This is a genomic window from Pseudomonas sp., from assembly GCF_049590575.1.
Lineage (GTDB): Bacteria > Pseudomonadota > Gammaproteobacteria > Pseudomonadales > Pseudomonadaceae > Aquipseudomonas.
Genome location: NZ_JBAWDE010000183.1, coordinates 1 through 15,692, shown reverse-complemented (window position 1 = coordinate 15,692; position 15,692 = coordinate 1). Strand labels below are relative to the sequence as shown.

Below are 15,692 nucleotides of genomic sequence, written 5' to 3'. Positions count from 1 at the left end.
GATGCTGCCTTTGCGGCTGTAACCCGGCTCGCGCAGCGCGACGTTCAGGTCGACCAGGCCAGGCGCGGCCACCAGGCCTGTGGCGTCGATGGTTTCACTGGCGCTGAAACCGCTGGGCGCAGCGCCGATGGCGATGATCTTGCCGGCTTCCAAGTGGAGGTCGGTGACGTGATCCAGGCCACTGGCCGGATCGATGACGCGGGCGCCGAGGATGCTGAGCTTCACTGGGCGTTCTCCTGCTCGAATTGACGTTGCGCGGTTTGCCCGCTCATGGCCATGGACAACACTGCCATGCGCACGGCGATGCCGTAGGTCACCTGGTTCAGGATCACCGACTGCGGGCCGTCGGCCACCGCCGACTCAATCTCCACCCCACGGTTGATCGGGCCCGGGTGCATTACAATGGCGTCCGGCTTGGCGCCGGCCAGGCGCGCGGTGGTCAAGCCAAACAAGCGGTAGAACTCACCTTCGCTGGGCAGCAGGCCACCAGCCATGCGCTCGCGCTGCAGGCGCAGCATGATCACCACGTCCACATCCTTAAGGCCTTCGGCCATGTTGGTGTAGACCTTCACGCCGTACTGCTCGATACCGATCGGCAGCAGGGTTTTCGGCGCGATCACGCGGATGTCCGGGCAGCCCAGGGCCTTCAGGGCCAGCATATTCGAGCGCGCCACCCGCGAGTGCAGGATGTCGCCGACGATGGCCACCGAGAGGTTCTCAAAGCTGCCCTTGTGCCGACGGATGGTGAGCATGTCGAGCATGCCCTGGGTCGGGTGGGCGTGGCGGCCGTCGCCACCGTTGATGATTGCCACGTTCGGGCACACATGCTCGGCAATGAAATGCGCGGCGCCGGAGTCGCCGTGGCGCACCACGAACATGTCGGCGGCCATGGCTTCGAGGTTGCGCAGGGTGTCGAGCAGGGTTTCGCCCTTGCTCGCCGACGAGGTCGACACGTTCAGCGTGATCACGTCAGCCGACAGGCGCTGGGCTGCCAGTTCAAAGGTGGTACGGGTGCGCGTCGAGTTCTCGAAGAACACGTTGCAGATGGTCTTGCCGCGCAGCAGTGGGACTTTCTTCACCGCCCGGCCGCCGACTTCGAGGAACGAGTCGGCCGTGTCGAGGATTTCGGTGAGCAGTTCGCGGGGCAAACCGTCGAGGGACAAGAAGTGTTGCAGCTGGCCCTGAGCATTGAGCTGCAGCGGGCGCTTGGCATCTAGAGGCGTCATCGCGGGGACTCTTTACAAGGCGGTTTAAAGGGCAAGGTCTTGCAGTTCGAGTTCGAGCGGCGTGGGACCGGACAATTTTACCCGCTGGTGGGCTTCCAGGGACAGGGTCGCGCCGACCACGTCCGGGCTGATGGGCAACTCGCCAGCGTCCAGGTCGAGCAGGCACACCAGGGTCACGCTGGCCGGGCGGCCGTAGTCGAACAGCTCGTTGAGGGCGGCGCGGATGGTGCGGCCGCTCATCAGCACATCGTCGATCAACACCAGGTGCTGGCCTTCGATCTCGAAGGGCAGGGCCGACGGGCGTACTTGCGGGTGCAGGCCGTTCTGGCTGAAGTCGTCGCGGTAGAAGGACACGTCCAGGGTGCCGAGAGGCGAATCGTTGCCCAACGCTTCCAGCAGCGCCTGGGCCACCCACACGCCGCCGGTGCGAATACCAATAAAGCGCGGCTCGCTGATGGCACGGTGTTGCAGATGGGCCGTGAGGCTGGTCGCCATCTGGCTGATCAGTTCGGCGGGATTGGGCAGGCTCATGGGTGCTCCTTCTAGGCCTCGCGCAGGCAAGGTCCGGGCTCAAACGTAAAAAGACGCGGCAAGCCGCGTCAGTCAGGATTCAAATAAAGCGGTGTTTTCATCCAGCCAACCCTGCAACAGCAAGGCGGCGGCGATGGCGTCCACCGGGTTGTCGCGGTAGCTGCCTTTCTGCCCGCCACGGTCGCGGCGCTCACCCTTGGCCTCAAAGGTGGTCAGGCGTTCGTCGTGGGTATAGAAGGGCAGGTTGTAGCGGCCATTGAGGCGGCGCGCGAATTTCTCGGCGCGCAGGCACATGTCGCTGGGGGTACCGTCCATGTTCAAGGGCAGGCCGACCACCACGGCGTCGGGCTTCCACTCCTTGATCAGGGCTTCGACCTGGTTCCAGTCCGGTATGCCGTTCTGGGCTTTCAAGGTGCACAGCTCGCGGGCCTGGCCGGTGATGACCTGGCCGACTGCTACGCCGATCTGTTTGGTGCCGTAGTCAAACCCGAGGATCAAGCGCAATGCCATCAGGCGTGCCCCGCCTGGCTGGTCAGCAGGCTGAGGTTGACCCGCAGCTTGGCCGCAGCCGCTTCCAGGCGCAGTTCACTGGCGGTGTTGAACAGGATGTCGGCGTCGAACGGGCAGGTCAGCCAGGCATTGCCGGCCAGTTCCGCCTCAAGTTGGCCGGCCTCCCAGCCGGCGTAGCCCAGGGTGATCACGCTTTGCTCAGGGCCGACGCCGTCGGCGATGGCGAATAACACGTCCTGGGACGTCGACAGCGATACGCCGTCAAGGTCGACCGTGGCCTGGAACTTCGGCCCGGTGGGGTGCAGCACAAAACCGCGATCGGTCTGCACCGGCCCGCCGATGTAGATCGGCACGTGCTGGCAGCGCGCCGGTGGGTCGATCTCGGGGCGCAGTTGCTCAAGAATGTCCGCCAGGTTCAGCTCTTGCGGGCGGTTCACCACCAGGCCCATCGCACCATTGGCCGTGTGCTCGACGATATAGGTCAAGGTCTGCGCAAAGTTCGGGTCGGCCATATGGGGCATGGCGATCAGGAATTGGTGCTTGAGGTAGGTCGGGCTGACATTTTTCATGTCCGCTAGTGTGGCGTTGGAGGGGCGAACTGACAAGCTGGGGATGCGGCTGATGTGGCAATTGTCATCAATTGCTGGACAGCCGATCACCCCGGGCAAACTTCCAGGTGCGGATGATTTCCAGGCGGTCGACGTCGTTCAGGTCGCCGGTAAACGGCGCGAAAGGCGCGGCCAGGCGCACGATGCGCTGGGCGGCCTGGTCCAGCAGCGGCTGGCCGGACGACTCGAGTACCTGCACTTCATATAACGTACCGTCGCGGTTGATCGACACCAGTAAGCGCAAATTGCCATAGATCTGCTGGCGCCGGGCCTCGTCCGGGTAGTTGAGGTTGCCGATACGCTCGACCTTCTTGCGCCACTCGTCCTTATACCAGGCACCTTTGTCGCGCATGGTCGAGGCCGCGTTCAGCCGGTAGATGCGCGGGCGCTTGGCGTACAGCTGCTGCTCGTTGGCAAGCTCCGCTTCGAGGCTGGAGATCTGGTCGGAGAGCTGCGAGCTGTCGAAGGTCGGCGCCGGTTTTACCGGCTCGGGCTGCGGCTCGGTCTTGGTTTTCTCGCGTTGGGTCGGGGCTTTCTGCGGCTTGGGCGCCACGGTGGTCACGGCGGCTTTGGGGGCGGTCTGCTGGACCTCGGGCTTGGGCGCGGGTGGCGGGGTGACTTTATTGACCTTGTTGTCCTGGAATGGCGCCACTTCGGTGGTCTTGGGCAGCGCTTTTTTGTCGAGGGTGCCGCTGCCCTGCTGGTTGTCCTGGGCGAGGAAGTCGGCCTTTTCCGGCGGCTTTTCGCTCTTGAACGTGGCGAGGGTGATTTCCAGGGACTTGGTGATCTGCTTGGGTTCGGCAAAGGTGAAGCCCAGGCCGAGGATCAGTGCGAGGTGGATCAGTGCCGCCAGGAACAGGGTAAATCCGAGCCGATCAGCCGGGCGCACGCCGCTGTGGGAGAGTTCGGGGGGCAGATCGGACGGGAGTGTCATGACAAAAAAACCAACATCGCGCGTTTCACAGGTGGCGCATGATAACGCAATGTTGGTTGATGTCCGGCTGTTCTATGTCACTTGGCTTGTAGCTTGCGCTCAATCGCGGCCATCAGCATTTCGCCGATGTTGGTGCCAAATGCGTTGTCGATCTCGCGAATACAGGTCGGGCTGGTGACGTTGATCTCGGTGAGGTTCTCACCGATTACGTCTAGTCCTACGAACAGCAGGCCTTTTTCGCGCAGGGTTGGGCCAACTTGGGCGGCGATCCAACGGTCTTTGTCCGACAGTGGCCGCGCTTCACCACGACCACCAGCGGCCAGGTTGCCACGCGTCTCGCCAGCGGCCGGGATACGCGCCAGGCAGTAGTCCACCGGCTCACCGTCGATCATCAGGATGCGTTTGTCGCCGTCCTTGATCGCCGGAATGTAGGCCTGGCCCATGATCTGCTGGGTGCCCAGCGCGGTCAGGGTTTCGAGGATCACCGACAGGTTAGGGTCGCCGGCACGGTGGCGGAAGATCGAGGTGCCGCCCATGCCGTCCAGCGGCTTGAGGATCACGTCGCCGTGCTTGGCGGCAAATTCACGCAACACATCGGCGCGACGGCTGACTACGGTCGGCGGCGTGCACTGCGGGAACAGCGTGGCGAACAGCTTTTCGTTGCAGTCGCGCAGGCTCTGCGGCTTGTTGACGATCAGCACGCCCGCGCGTTCGGCCTGCTCCAGCAAGTAGGTGGAGTAGACGAATTCCATGTCGAACGGCGGGTCCTTGCGCATCAGGATCACGTCCAGGTCGCTCAGGGGACTGTCGATTTCGTCCGCCAGCTCGAACCACTTCTCAGGGTTGGCAAATACTTGCAGCGGGCGCATGCGTGCGCGGGCTTCGCCGTCGCCCTGGTAAAGGTCCGGCTGCTCCATATAGAACAGGCTCCAGCCGCGGGCCTGGGCGGCCAGGAGCATGGCCAGCGAGCTGTCCTTTTTATAGGAAATGCTGGCGATAGGGTCCATGACAATGCCGACGCGAACGCTCATGGGGGATTTCCTCTAGCAAATTAGGGCGCATAAAAGTGGCGTCAGAGTGGCGCTGCGGCTGTTGTGGGTCAAGGAAAAACCACCGGGCGGGCCGCTCGATAGATTGCTCCCCGAGACTGTGCTAAAAAGACTGGCACGGTGCAGCAGCCCTTGAATTCCAAGGCTTGTGGCGCTCATCCTGTGCAACATCAGGCAGTACACACCGAAAACCGATTCGCTGTGGCGATGGTAGAGCAGATATGGAACAGCATTCCAACGCCTTGAGAGTGATGGTGATCGACGATTCGAAAACGATCCGCCGCACTGCCGAGACCCTGTTGAAAAACGCAGGGTGCGATGTCATCACGGCCATCGACGGTTTTGATGCCCTGGCACGGATTGTTGATCATCACCCGCACATTATCTTTGTCGACATCATGATGCCGCGCCTGGATGGCTATCAGACCTGCGCCCTGGTGAAGAACAACCCGGCGTTCAAGTCGATTCCGGTGATCATGCTGTCCTCCAAGGACGGCCTGTTCGACAAGGCCAAGGGGCGCATCGTGGGTGTCGATCAGTTTTTGACCAAGCCTTTCAGCAAGGAAGAACTGCTGGGCGCGATCAAGGCCTACGTGCCCGGTTTCGCCGCAGTAGAACAAGCACACTGACGCCGCCCCACCAGGGCCGGCGCCGACCAATGTAGTGGGGAAAACCATGGCACGCGTTCTGATCGTCGACGATTCGCCGACTGAAATGTACAAACTCACCGGCATGCTCGAAAAGCACGGCCACCAGGTGCTCAAGGCCGAGAACGGCGCGGACGGCGTGGCCCTGGCCCGCCAGGAAAAACCCGACGCCGTGCTGATGGACATCGTGATGCCGGGCCTCAATGGTTTCCAGGCCACGCGCCAGCTGTCCAAGGAGCCGGAAACCAATGGCATCCCGATCATCATCATCACCACCAAGGACCAGGAAACCGACAAGATCTGGGGCGCGCGCCAGGGCGCCAAGGACTACCTGACCAAGCCGGTGGACGAAGAAACCCTGATCGCCACCCTGAACAAGGTGCTGGCCGGCTGACGGCACGCCATCATGACCGAGTCGCAAACCGCCTTCGAGCTGCTGTTGGACATCGACCGCCGCTGCCGGCTGTTGGCCGCCGACCTGCCGTCCCAGGAAACCCGCCTGCAGCGTTGGAGCGGGATTGGCTTTCGCCTGGGCCAGCATTGGTACGTGGCGCCGATGGGCGAAGTCGCCGAGGTGTTGCATGAGCCGCGCTGCACCCTGATGCCGGGCGTCAAGCCGTGGGTCAAGGGCGTGGCCAACCTGCGCGGGCGTTTGCTGCCGGTGATGGACCTGGGCGGGTTTCTCGGCCTTGAGCTGTCCAGGGCGCGCAAACAACGGCGGGTGCTGGTGGTGGAGTACAACGATCTGTTTGTCGGTCTGCTGGTCGACGAGGTGGTGGGCATGCAGCATTTCGCACAAGACGCACTGCTGGCGAGCGCTGCTCCCGGCGCGCCGTTTATCCAGGGCCGATTTGACGGCGAACGGCAATGGCAGGTCTTCAGCCCCTTCGCGCTGGCCCAGGCCCCAGGTTTCATGGATGTTGCCGCATGACCACCGTTACCGCGCCAAAACCGCAGGCCGCATCGCGCAGCCGTTCGCAGATCATCGTGCTGTTCATCGCGCTGATCGTGTTCATCATGCTGCTGTTCGCCAACTTCGCGTACCTCAACACCCAGTCCACCTATGACAAACAGTACATCGGCCACGCCGGTGAGCTGCGGGTGCTGTCGCAACGCATCGCCAAAAACGCCACCGAAGCCGCTGCCGGCAAGGCGGCGGCGTTCAAGTTGCTCGGTGATGCACGCAACGATTTTGCCCGGCGCTGGGGCTACCTGAAAAAAGGTGATCAGGAAACCGGCCTGCCTGCCGCGCCTAACGCGGTGCGCGCAGAAATGCGCGCGGTGCAGACCGACTGGGAAGCGCTGCTGAAAAACACTGACGCGATCCTTGCCAGCGAACAGACGGTGCTGTCCCTGCACCAGGTGGCCGCGACCCTCGCTGAAACCGTGCCGCAATTGCAGATGGAGTCGGAAAAAGTCGTCGACATCCTGCTGCAACGCGGCGCCCCGGCCAGCCAGGTGGCCTTGGCCCAACGCCAGTCGCTGCTGGCCGAGCGTATTTTGGGCGCGGTGAACACGGTGTTGGCCGGTGACGAAACCGCGGTGCAGGCCGCCGATGCGTTTGGCCGCGACGCCAACCGTTTCGGCCAGGTGCTCAACGGCATGCTCAACGGCAACCCAGGGCTGCGCATCACCCAGGTCGAAGACCGCGACGCGCGCGCGCGGCTGGCGGAAATCGCCGAGCTGTTCGAATTTGTCTCCGGTTCCGTGGATGAAATCCTCGAAACCTCGCCGCAGCTGTTCCAGGTGCGCGCCTCGGCGAGCAATATTTTCAACCTGTCGCAAACCCTGCTCGATGAAGCCTCGCACCTGGCCACCGGTTTTGAAAACCTGGCCGATGGGCGCAGCTTCGACACCATCGGCGGTTATGTGCTGGGGCTTTTGGCGCTGACTTCAATCATCCTGATCGGCCTGGTGATGGTGCGTGAAACCAACCGCCAACTGCATGAAACCGCCGAGAAGAACGAGCGCAACCAGACCGCGATCATGCGCCTTTTGGATGAAATCGAAGACCTGGCCGATGGCGACCTTACGGTGACCGCCTCGGTCACCGAAGACTTCACCGGCACCATCGCCGATTCCATCAACTACTCCGTTGACCAGTTGCGCGACCTGGTCGCGACCATCAACCTCACCGCAGGCCAGGTCGCCGGCGCCGTGCAGGACACCCAGGCCACCGCCATGCACTTGGCGCAAGCTTCCGAGCATCAGGCCCAACAGATCGCCGAAGCCTCCACCGCGATCAACCAGATGGCCCAGTCGATTGATCAGGTCTCGGCGAATGCTGCGGAGTCCTCGGCGGTGGCCGAGCGTTCGGTGGAGATTGCCAACAAAGGCAACGAGGTGGTGCACAACACCATCCACGGCATGGACAACATTCGCGAGCAGATCCAGGACACCGCCAAGCGCATCAAGCGCCTGGGCGAGTCTTCCCAGGAGATTGGCGATATTGTCAGCCTGATCGACGACATTGCCGACCAGACCAACATCCTCGCCCTCAACGCGGCGATCCAGGCAAGCATGGCCGGGGATGCCGGGCGCGGTTTTGCGGTAGTGGCCGATGAGGTGCAGCGGCTGGCCGAGCGCTCGTCAGCCGCGACCCGGCAGATCGAAACCCTGGTGCGGGCGATTCAGACCGACACCAACGAAGCCGTGATTTCCATGGAGCAGACCACCACCGAAGTGGTGCGCGGCGCGCGGCTGGCCCAGGATGCCGGGGTGGCGCTGGAGGAGATCGAAGGCGTGTCGAAAACCCTGGCGGCGCTGATCCAGAGCATCTCCAACGCCGCGCAGCAACAGACCTCGTCGGCGGGGCAGATCTCCCTGACCATGAACGTGATCCAGCAGATCACCACCCAGACGTCATCGGGCTCCACCGCCACCGCCGAAAGCATTGGCAACCTGGCGAAAATGGCCAGCCAGTTGCGCAGGTCGGTGTCGGGCTTCACCCTGCCACCACCGAAGCAGGTCGACGATTGAAATGCAGTGCCAATGTGGGAGGGGGCTTGCCCCCGATAGCAGTGGGTCAGTCACCCAATCTTTGACTGATGCATCGCCATCGGGGGCAAGCCCCCTCCCACATTTGATCTCTATCTGTCTTGAGATCTCGTACCACCAGCAACCCACGAATTCTAAGCGGAGCAGTTATGGTTGATCGGCACGACTACGTGGCCCTCGAATGGGTCAAGGGCGAGATTGCCGAAACCCTGAAACAGGCCCGTTCGGCGCTCGAAACCTTTGTCGACACCCGCGACGGCGACGCCCTGGGCGAGTGCCTGGCCTGCATCCACCAGGTGCATGGCGCGCTGCAAATGGTCGAGTTCTACGGCGCGGCCCTGCTGGCGGAAGAAATCGAAGAACTGGCCTTGGCGCTCCAAGCGGGGCATGTTGGCCAACGCGACGAAGGCATTCGCCTGCTGCAACAGGCCCTCGGTCAATTGCCGCTGTACCTTGACCGCATCCACAGCGCCCGCCGCGACCTGCCGCTGGTGGTGTTGCCGCTGCTCAACGACCTGCGCAGTGCGCGCGGCGAAAGCCTGCTGTCGGAAACCAGCCTGTTCAGCCCGCAATTGCTGTCGATTGCGCCGTTGCCCGACGAGGCCCTGGCCCAACGCATGGCGCCCGACCTGGCAGAGCAACTGCGCCAGTGGCACCAATTACTGCAACAAGCCCTGGCCGGGCTGCTGCGCGAAGACCACGGCCCCAGCAACCTGGAAGACATGGCACGGGTGTTCGCGCGCCTTGAAGCACTGTGCCAGGGCGCGCCGCTGTTACCGTTGTGGCAAGTCACCTCGGCGCTGGTCGAAGGCATGCTCACCGGCGTGATCGCCAACAGCCCGGCGCTGCGCAGCCTGCTCAAGGCCAGCGACAAGCAACTCAAGCGCCTGCTGGCCCAGGGCATCGGCGGGATCAACCGACCGGCGCCGGACGAACTGCTCAAGAGCCTGTTGTTCTACGTGGCCAAGGTCACCCGGCCGACGCCACGCATGCAAAGCTTGAAGGAACGCTACGGCCTGGATGAGGCCTTGCCCGACAGCGCCGTGGTCGACGCCGAGCGCGCGCGCCTGGCCGGGCCGGACCGCAATGCCATGGGCTCGGTGCTCGGCGCGTTGTGTGAGGAGCTGGTGCGGGTCAAGGAGCGCCTCGACCTGTTCGTGCGCAGCGACCGCCAACACGCCGGTGACCTCGACGCATTGCTCGCGCCGCTGCGGCAGATCGCCGATACTTTGGCCGTGCTGGGTTTCGGCCAGCCGCGCAAAGTGATCATCGACCAACTCGCCGTGGTGTTGAGCCTGGCCCAGGGGCAGCGCGAGCCGAATGACGCCGTGTTGATGGACGTTGCCGGTGCCTTGCTGTACGTCGAAGCCACCCTGGCCGGGATGGTCGGCACCGTCGAGCCGGAAAGCCGCGAAGAAAGCCGCCTGCCCACCACCGACCTGACGCAGATCCACCAACTGGTGATCCGCGAGTCCTGCCAGTGCCTGCGCCAAGCCAAAGAGCTGGTGATTGATTGCGTTGAGGCGCAGTGGGATCGCCAGCGCCTCGAATCCCTGCCTGAGCTGTTGAGCCAAGTGCGCGGCGCGCTGGCGATGATCCCGCTGCCACGCGCGGCAAGCCTGATGCGTGGCTGCAGCGCTTACGTCGACGAGCACTTGATGATCCACGACAGCCCGCCCTCCGAGGTGCAGCTGGCGCATTTTGCCGACGTGATCAGCAGCCTGGAGTACTACCTCGAACGCATGCTTCAAGACCCCGATGCCGCCGGTGAGCGCGTGCTCGAACTGGCCACCCAGGGCCTCACCGCCCTGGGTTACCTGCCCGCCGAAAAGCCCTGGCGCCAGGCACTGGTTGCGCCGGATGGCGCGCTGTCGACGCACGCTGCGCCGAGCCAATCGCAGTTCGACGCGCTGGCCAGCCCCACCTCGCGCCTGAACCCACCCGCCCAGCATCGGCCCGGCAGCCTGCTACCGCCGCCGCCCGGTGAAGAGCCGATCGACGATGAGTTGCGCGAAGTCTTCCTCGAAGAAACCGATGAAGTGCTTGAGGTGTTGCACCGCCACCTGCCCAACAGCGCCGACAAAACCGCCCAGGGCGAAATGCGCCGCGCCTTCCATACCCTCAAAGGCAGCGGCCGCATGGTCCGCGCCCTGGTGCTGGCCGAGCTGGCCTGGGCCGTGGAGAACCTGCTCAACCGCGTGCTGGAGCGCAGTGTGGTCCTCGGCCCTGACGTGCAGCAGGTGCTGGATGAGGCAGTGGCGCTGTTGCCGGAACTGATCGCTGACTTCGCCATTGATGATCAACGCCAGCGCGATGAAGTCGACGCCCTGGCTGCCCGTGCCCACGCCTTGGCCAGCGGCACCCCGGTGCCGGCCGTCGAAGCCCACGACCCGATGCTGCTGGAGATCTTCCGCAACGAAGCCCAGAGCCACCTGGAAAGCCTCAACCACTTCCTGCAACAGGCCGCCGAGCACGTGCCGCTGCAAGTCAGCGATGAGCTGCAACGCGCCCTGCATACCCTCAAGGGCAGCGCCTATATGGCCGGCGTGTTGCCCATCGCCGAACTGGCGCGCCCGCTCGATCACCTGACCCGCGAGTACAAGGCCCACCGCCTGCCGCTGGACCTGGACGAAGTGGAGTTGTTGCTGGAGGCCGAGGGTTTGCTCCAGCGCGGGCTGCGGCACCTCAATGATCCCCTGGCGCCGATCAAGGGCGCGCAGGACCTGATCACCCGCACCCAAAACCTGCTCGACCAGCAGCTTGAAGCCTTGCTCGAAGCGCCGAACACCGGCTTGCGCGTCAAGCGTGACCCGCAGCTGATCGCCGACTTCCTGGCCCAGGGCATGGACATCCTGCTCGACGCCGAAAGCCTGCTGCGCCGCTGGCAGCAACACCCCGGCGAGCGCCAGGAATTGACCGCGCTGCTGGACGAATTGACCACCCTGGGGGAGGGCGCGCACGTCGCCGACCTCTACGCCATCGATGAACTCTGCGAAGCCCTGCTCGACCTGTATGGCGCCGTGGAAGAAAGCAGCCTGGCAGTCAGCGAGCGGTTTTTCCATGAGGCCGAACAGGCCCATGAAGCGCTGATCAGCATGCTCGACCAACTGGCCGCCGGGCAGGAAATCAGCCCGGCGCCAGCACGGGTCGAGGCCCTGCGCGAGTTGTTGGACCAAGCCCTCGACCCGTCCGCCACGGGCCTGATCAAAAGCGACGGCAGCCGCGCGCTGAACATCGCCGAGCTGGGCGCCGCCACCGCACAGTTGGATCAGCAAACCTCGATGGACGACGAGATCGTCGAGATCTTCCTCGAAGAGGCGGTGGATATCCTCGACAGCGCCGGGCAGTCGCTCAAGCGCTGGCTGCTGGAGCCCGACAACGCGGCGCCGTTGTCCTCGCTGCAACGCGACCTGCACACCCTCAAGGGCGGCGCGCGCATGGCCGAAATCGGCCCGGTCGGCGACCTGGCCCATGAGCTGGAATGCCTTTACGAAGGGCTGGTGGACCGCCGCTACAGCTACTCCCCCGAGCTGTCGCTGGTGCTGATGGCCAGCCATGAACGGCTGGCGTTGCAGCTCGAAGAACTGCAACACCACCAGCCCTTGAGCGACGGCGCGGAACTGGTCGACAAGCTGCGGGCGCTGCGTCAGAGCGGCACCGCGGCGGCGCCGGCGCAAGCGTCAGAAACCTCGAGTGCCGACCCGGAACTGCTGGATATTTTCCTCGAAGAAGCCGCCGATATTCTCGACAGCTCAGGCAGCGCATTGCTGCGCTGGCAGGCCGAGCCGAACAATCGCCAGGAAGTCGAAACCCTGCTGCGCGACCTGCACACCCTCAAGGGCGGTGCGCGCATGGTCGAGATCGGGCCGATTGGCGACCTGGCCCATGAGCTGGAATTTCTCTACGAAGGGCTTTCTGCCGGGCTGCTGGCGCCGTCAGCCGAGTTGTTTACGTTGCTGCAAAATTGCCACGACCGCCTGGCGCAGATGATCGACGCGGTGGCCGATGGCTTGCCGGTGGGCTCGGTCGACACACTGATCGAGCGCATCAAAAGCCTGGTGCACCCCGGCGACGAACCGGTCGTGCCGGTGGCGTTGCCCACGGGCAAGGCCGAAGCGGCGGTGGACCCTGCGGCGGACATGGTAAAAATCTCCGCCGACTTGCTCGACGACCTGGTCAACCTGGCCGGTGAAACCTCAATCTTCCGAGGCCGTATCGAGCAGCAGGTCAACGACGCGCGCATCGCCCTGACGGAAATGGAAACCACCATCGAGCGCATGCGCGACCAACTGCGCCGCCTCGACACCGAGACCCAGGGCCGCCTCCTCAGCCGCCAGCAAGCGGAGGCCGAGCGCTTGGGTTATGAAGAGTTCGACCCGCTGGAAATGGACCGCCATTCGCAGTTGCAGCAACTGTCGCGCGCGCTGTCCGAATCGGCCTCCGACCTGCTGGACCTCAAGGACACCCTTGAGCGGCGCAACGGCGATGCCCACGACCTGTTGCAGCAACAGGCGCGCATCAACACCGAGCTGCAGGAAGGCCTGATGCGCACGCGCATGGTGCCGTTTGAACGCATGCTGCCGCGCCTCAAGCGCATCGTGCGCCAAGTCGCAGGCGAGTTGGGCAAGGACGTGGAGTTCGTGGTCGGCAATGCCGAGGGCGAGATGGACCGCAACGTGCTGGAGCGCATGGCTGCGCCGCTGGAACACATGCTGCGCAATGCCGTCGACCATGGCCTGGAATCCCGCGAGGCACGCCTGCTGGCCGGCAAGCCGGAGAAGGGCCGCATCAGCCTGGACCTGACCCATGAAGGCGGCGACATCGTGTTCGACATGCGCGACGACGGCGCCGGGGTGCCCCTGGCCGCGGTGCGGCGCAAGGCGATCAAGCGCGGCCTGCTCGATCCCAATCAAGAGATCAGCGACCGCGACGTGTTGCAGTTCATCCTGCAGCCGGGCTTCTCCACGGCGGAAAAGATCACGCAGATTTCCGGGCGCGGCGTGGGCATGGACGTGGTGCATGAAGAAGTGCGCCAGCTCGGCGGCTCAATGTTCATCGACTCGACCCCGGGTGTGGGCGTGCACTTTCGCATCCGTCTGCCGTTCACCGTGTCGGTCAACCGGGCGCTGATGGTGCAGTGCGCGGACGACCAATACGCGATCCCGCTCAATACCATCGAAGGCCTGGTGCGCGTGCTGCCCCATGAGCTGGCCGGGCACTACCAGCAAGACCCGCCGCGCTATGAATACGCGGGCCAGCGCTATGAACTGTTCTACCTGGGCGACCTGCTGCAGACCGTCGCCCGCCCGAAACTGCTCGGCCAGTACCAACCGGTGCCGGTGCTGCTGGTGCAATGCAACGAGCGGCGCGTGGCGGTGCACGTGGACGCCATGGCCGGTACCCGGGAGATTGTGGTTAAAGGCCTCGGCCCGCAGTTTGCCGGCGTGCAGGGTTTGTCCGGCGCGACCATTCTCGGTGACGGCCGCGTGGTGCTGATCATCGACTTGCTGGCGCATATCCGCGCGCGGCAACCGGCCTTGCCCGCCCAGACGTTCGACGCGCCGCTGATCCTCAACGAACCGCTGAAAAAGCGCCCGTTGCTGGTGCTGGTGGTGGACGACTCGGTCACCGTGCGCAAAGTCACCAGCCGCCTGCTGGAGCGCAATGGCATGAACGTGCTGACCGCCAAAGACGGCATCGACGCCATCGCCGTGCTTGAAGAACACACCCCGGACCTGATGCTGCTCGACATCGAAATGCCGCGCATGGACGGCTTCGAAGTGGCCATCCAGGTGCGCAACGACCCACGGCTGATGCGCCTGCCGATCATCATGATCACCTCGCGCACCGGCCAGAAACACCGCGACCGCGCCATGGCGATTGGCGTCAACGACTACCTCGGCAAGCCGTACCAAGAGTCGGTGCTGCTGGAAAGCATCGCCTACTGGAGCAAGTCCCATGCTTGACCACCGCACCAGCCAACTCACCGGCCTGTTGCTGCCGCTGGCCGACCGCCACCTGGTGTTGCCCAACGTCGCCATCGCCGAGCTGATCGACTTTCAGCGCGGCGAACCGGCCAGCGATGCACCGCCGTGGTACCTGCGGCAGGTCACGTGGCGTGATCGGCAATTGCCGTTGATCAGCTTCGAAGCGGCCTGCGGCGAGGCCAGCGTGACCGGCGAGCGCTCGCGGATCGTGGTGTTGAACGCCCTGGGCGGGCGGCCGACGTTGAAGTTTATTGCGCTGGTGATCCAGGGGATTCCGCGCTCGTACAAGCTCGACAGCCAGTTGAGTTACGTCGACGTGCCGCTGTGCCCGCTGGAACTGGCGGCGGTGCAAGTGGCCGAGCATGTGGCGAAGGTGCCTGACCTTATGGGGCTGGAAGCCTTATTGGTAGAGTCCGGCCTGGCCTGACCCTAAGCCTTGTAAAGATCCAATGTGGGAGCTGGCTCGCCTGCGATGGCGGCTTGTCAGTCACTGTATCAACAGTTGAGCCACCGCTATCGCAGGCAAGCCTGCTCGCCACAGGAAGGTCTTTTTCCTTGAGGGCTGTGCTGGCCTTCGGATTTTTCCTGCAGGATTTTGGGCCGTGCATGAACTTGTCGGGCGCAGTCTGTGGGCCTAGTCTTCGTCCTGTCATCGAAAAACGGTGACACGGACGTGCAAGTCCGATGAAACTGTTTAGGCGTACGAACGCCCAGCCAACCACGGGCGTTTTTTGTGCTCGCTGCTTTATGGCGGCTGCGCGCAGGAGGTCTTCGGACCTGCTGGGTGTCCTAAACAGGCCCGGTCTTGCACACCTGCGCACGGTCGCCACCCTCATTCGCGTGCAAGCGAACGGTGGCGCTCCTTACTAACTGTTTAGGAGCTTCATCATGATCAAACCTACGCCGAATCCGCCCCTCTTCACCGTAAACCCCCACCAAAACACCGAAGCCCTGCTGGTCAACGCCAGCGAAACCTTATCCTCGCTTAACGCTATGACCTGCAATCTGGCCTTCGACCTGAACACCTCCCAGCGCGCAATCATGCTCGGCATCCAGCAAATGGCCGAGCTGGGTCAGTTGCTGGTTGATAGAGCGTTGGAGCAGGTCAGTCCGGCGCCGCAAGGTTGAATCGGCTCCTGTTTGGGACCGCTATTTAACAGGTACCACCGAACAAATGTGGGAGCTGGCTTGCCTGCGATGGCG

The 15,692-nt window shown here is 63.8% G+C and carries 13 protein-coding genes and 1 pseudogene; 7 read left to right on the top strand and 7 right to left on the bottom strand.

Annotation, left to right across the window (positions count from 1 at the left end):
* From WBR57_RS12860 to gshB, 7 genes and pseudogenes are all read right to left on the bottom strand, one after another.
* Nucleotides 1-225, bottom strand: a pseudogene (locus WBR57_RS12860) (dihydroorotase); the annotation flags it as partial.
* A complete protein-coding gene (locus WBR57_RS12855) occupies nucleotides 222-1,226 on the bottom strand; it encodes an aspartate carbamoyltransferase catalytic subunit (protein ID WP_177086910.1) in 1,005 nt (334 codons plus the stop codon). The gene WBR57_RS12855 and the pseudogene WBR57_RS12860, both read right to left, overlap by 4 nt.
* Nucleotides 1,227-1,250: 24 nt before the next feature.
* The gene (gene pyrR, locus WBR57_RS12850; RefSeq protein ID WP_424084131.1) at nucleotides 1,251-1,757 is read right to left on the bottom strand and encodes a bifunctional pyr operon transcriptional regulator/uracil phosphoribosyltransferase PyrR; all 507 of its coding nucleotides are present in this window, start codon (nucleotides 1,755-1,757) and stop codon (nucleotides 1,251-1,253) included.
* A gap of 72 nt (nucleotides 1,758-1,829) precedes the next feature.
* Nucleotides 1,830-2,267 carry a Holliday junction resolvase RuvX gene (gene ruvX, locus WBR57_RS12845; RefSeq protein WP_005792259.1) on the bottom strand — a complete coding sequence of 146 codons (438 nt, stop codon included), beginning with the start codon at nucleotides 2,265-2,267 and terminating at the stop codon, nucleotides 1,830-1,832.
* On the bottom strand, nucleotides 2,267-2,836 hold the full coding sequence (locus WBR57_RS12840; protein WP_424084130.1) for a YqgE/AlgH family protein: 570 nt from the start codon (nucleotides 2,834-2,836) through the stop codon (nucleotides 2,267-2,269). The genes ruvX and WBR57_RS12840 overlap by 1 nt, the downstream gene beginning before the upstream one ends.
* A 67-nt stretch (nucleotides 2,837-2,903) precedes the next feature.
* Nucleotides 2,904-3,809, bottom strand: a complete 906-nt coding sequence (locus tag WBR57_RS12835; protein WP_424084129.1) for a TonB family protein — start codon at nucleotides 3,807-3,809, stop codon at nucleotides 2,904-2,906.
* Nucleotides 3,810-3,886: 77 nt separating this feature from the next.
* Nucleotides 3,887-4,840 carry a glutathione synthase gene (gene gshB, locus WBR57_RS12830; RefSeq protein WP_424084128.1) on the bottom strand — a complete coding sequence of 318 codons (954 nt, stop codon included), beginning with the start codon at nucleotides 4,838-4,840 and terminating at the stop codon, nucleotides 3,887-3,889.
* Nucleotides 4,841-5,079: 239 nt separating this feature from the next.
* Here gshB and pilG point away from each other — a divergent pair, with 239 nt between their 5' ends.
* The 7 genes from pilG (at nucleotide 5,080) to WBR57_RS12795 (ending at nucleotide 15,617) form a co-directional block, all read left to right on the top strand.
* A complete protein-coding gene (pilG, locus tag WBR57_RS12825) occupies nucleotides 5,080-5,487 on the top strand; it encodes a twitching motility response regulator PilG (protein WP_122542073.1) in 408 nt (135 codons plus the stop codon).
* Nucleotides 5,488-5,533: 46 nt separating this feature from the next.
* Nucleotides 5,534-5,899, top strand: a complete 366-nt coding sequence (gene pilH / locus WBR57_RS12820; RefSeq protein ID WP_014720320.1) for a twitching motility response regulator PilH — start codon at nucleotides 5,534-5,536, stop codon at nucleotides 5,897-5,899.
* A gap of 12 nt (nucleotides 5,900-5,911) precedes the next feature.
* The gene (locus WBR57_RS12815) at nucleotides 5,912-6,436 is read left to right on the top strand and encodes a chemotaxis protein CheW (protein ID WP_424084127.1); all 525 of its coding nucleotides are present in this window, start codon (nucleotides 5,912-5,914) and stop codon (nucleotides 6,434-6,436) included.
* On the top strand, nucleotides 6,433-8,484 hold the full coding sequence (locus tag WBR57_RS12810) for a methyl-accepting chemotaxis protein (protein WP_424084126.1): 2,052 nt from the start codon (nucleotides 6,433-6,435) through the stop codon (nucleotides 8,482-8,484). The genes WBR57_RS12815 and WBR57_RS12810 overlap by 4 nt, the downstream gene beginning before the upstream one ends.
* Nucleotides 8,485-8,651: 167 nt before the next feature.
* On the top strand, nucleotides 8,652-14,468 hold the full coding sequence (locus WBR57_RS12805; RefSeq protein WP_424084125.1) for an Hpt domain-containing protein: 5,817 nt from the start codon (nucleotides 8,652-8,654) through the stop codon (nucleotides 14,466-14,468).
* On the top strand, nucleotides 14,461-14,916 hold the full coding sequence (locus WBR57_RS12800; RefSeq protein ID WP_424084124.1) for a chemotaxis protein CheW: 456 nt from the start codon (nucleotides 14,461-14,463) through the stop codon (nucleotides 14,914-14,916). The genes WBR57_RS12805 and WBR57_RS12800 overlap by 8 nt, the downstream gene beginning before the upstream one ends.
* Nucleotides 14,917-15,377: 461 nt before the next feature.
* Complete coding sequence (locus tag WBR57_RS12795) at nucleotides 15,378-15,617, top strand: DUF6124 family protein (RefSeq protein WP_424084123.1); 240 nt, start codon at nucleotides 15,378-15,380, stop codon at nucleotides 15,615-15,617.
* The last annotated feature ends 75 nt before the right edge of the window (nucleotides 15,618-15,692 follow it).

Coding starts and splice junctions, on each gene's coding strand:
- WBR57_RS12855 (WP_177086910.1), bottom strand. CDS start 1,226: ATGACGCCTCTAGATGCCAAGCGCCCGCTGCAGCTCAATGCTCAGGGC.
- pyrR (WP_424084131.1), bottom strand. CDS start 1,757: ATGAGCCTGCCCAATCCCGCCGAACTGATCAGCCAGATGGCGACCAGC.
- ruvX (WP_005792259.1), bottom strand. CDS start 2,267: ATGGCATTGCGCTTGATCCTCGGGTTTGACTACGGCACCAAACAGATC.
- WBR57_RS12840 (WP_424084130.1), bottom strand. CDS start 2,836: ATGAAAAATGTCAGCCCGACCTACCTCAAGCACCAATTCCTGATCGCC.
- WBR57_RS12835 (WP_424084129.1), bottom strand. CDS start 3,809: ATGACACTCCCGTCCGATCTGCCCCCCGAACTCTCCCACAGCGGCGTG.
- gshB (WP_424084128.1), bottom strand. CDS start 4,840: ATGAGCGTTCGCGTCGGCATTGTCATGGACCCTATCGCCAGCATTTCC.
- pilG (WP_122542073.1), top strand. CDS start 5,080: ATGGAACAGCATTCCAACGCCTTGAGAGTGATGGTGATCGACGATTCG.
- pilH (WP_014720320.1), top strand. CDS start 5,534: ATGGCACGCGTTCTGATCGTCGACGATTCGCCGACTGAAATGTACAAA.
- WBR57_RS12815 (WP_424084127.1), top strand. CDS start 5,912: ATGACCGAGTCGCAAACCGCCTTCGAGCTGCTGTTGGACATCGACCGC.
- WBR57_RS12810 (WP_424084126.1), top strand. CDS start 6,433: ATGACCACCGTTACCGCGCCAAAACCGCAGGCCGCATCGCGCAGCCGT.
- WBR57_RS12805 (WP_424084125.1), top strand. CDS start 8,652: ATGGTTGATCGGCACGACTACGTGGCCCTCGAATGGGTCAAGGGCGAG.
- WBR57_RS12800 (WP_424084124.1), top strand. CDS start 14,461: ATGCTTGACCACCGCACCAGCCAACTCACCGGCCTGTTGCTGCCGCTG.
- WBR57_RS12795 (WP_424084123.1), top strand. CDS start 15,378: ATGATCAAACCTACGCCGAATCCGCCCCTCTTCACCGTAAACCCCCAC.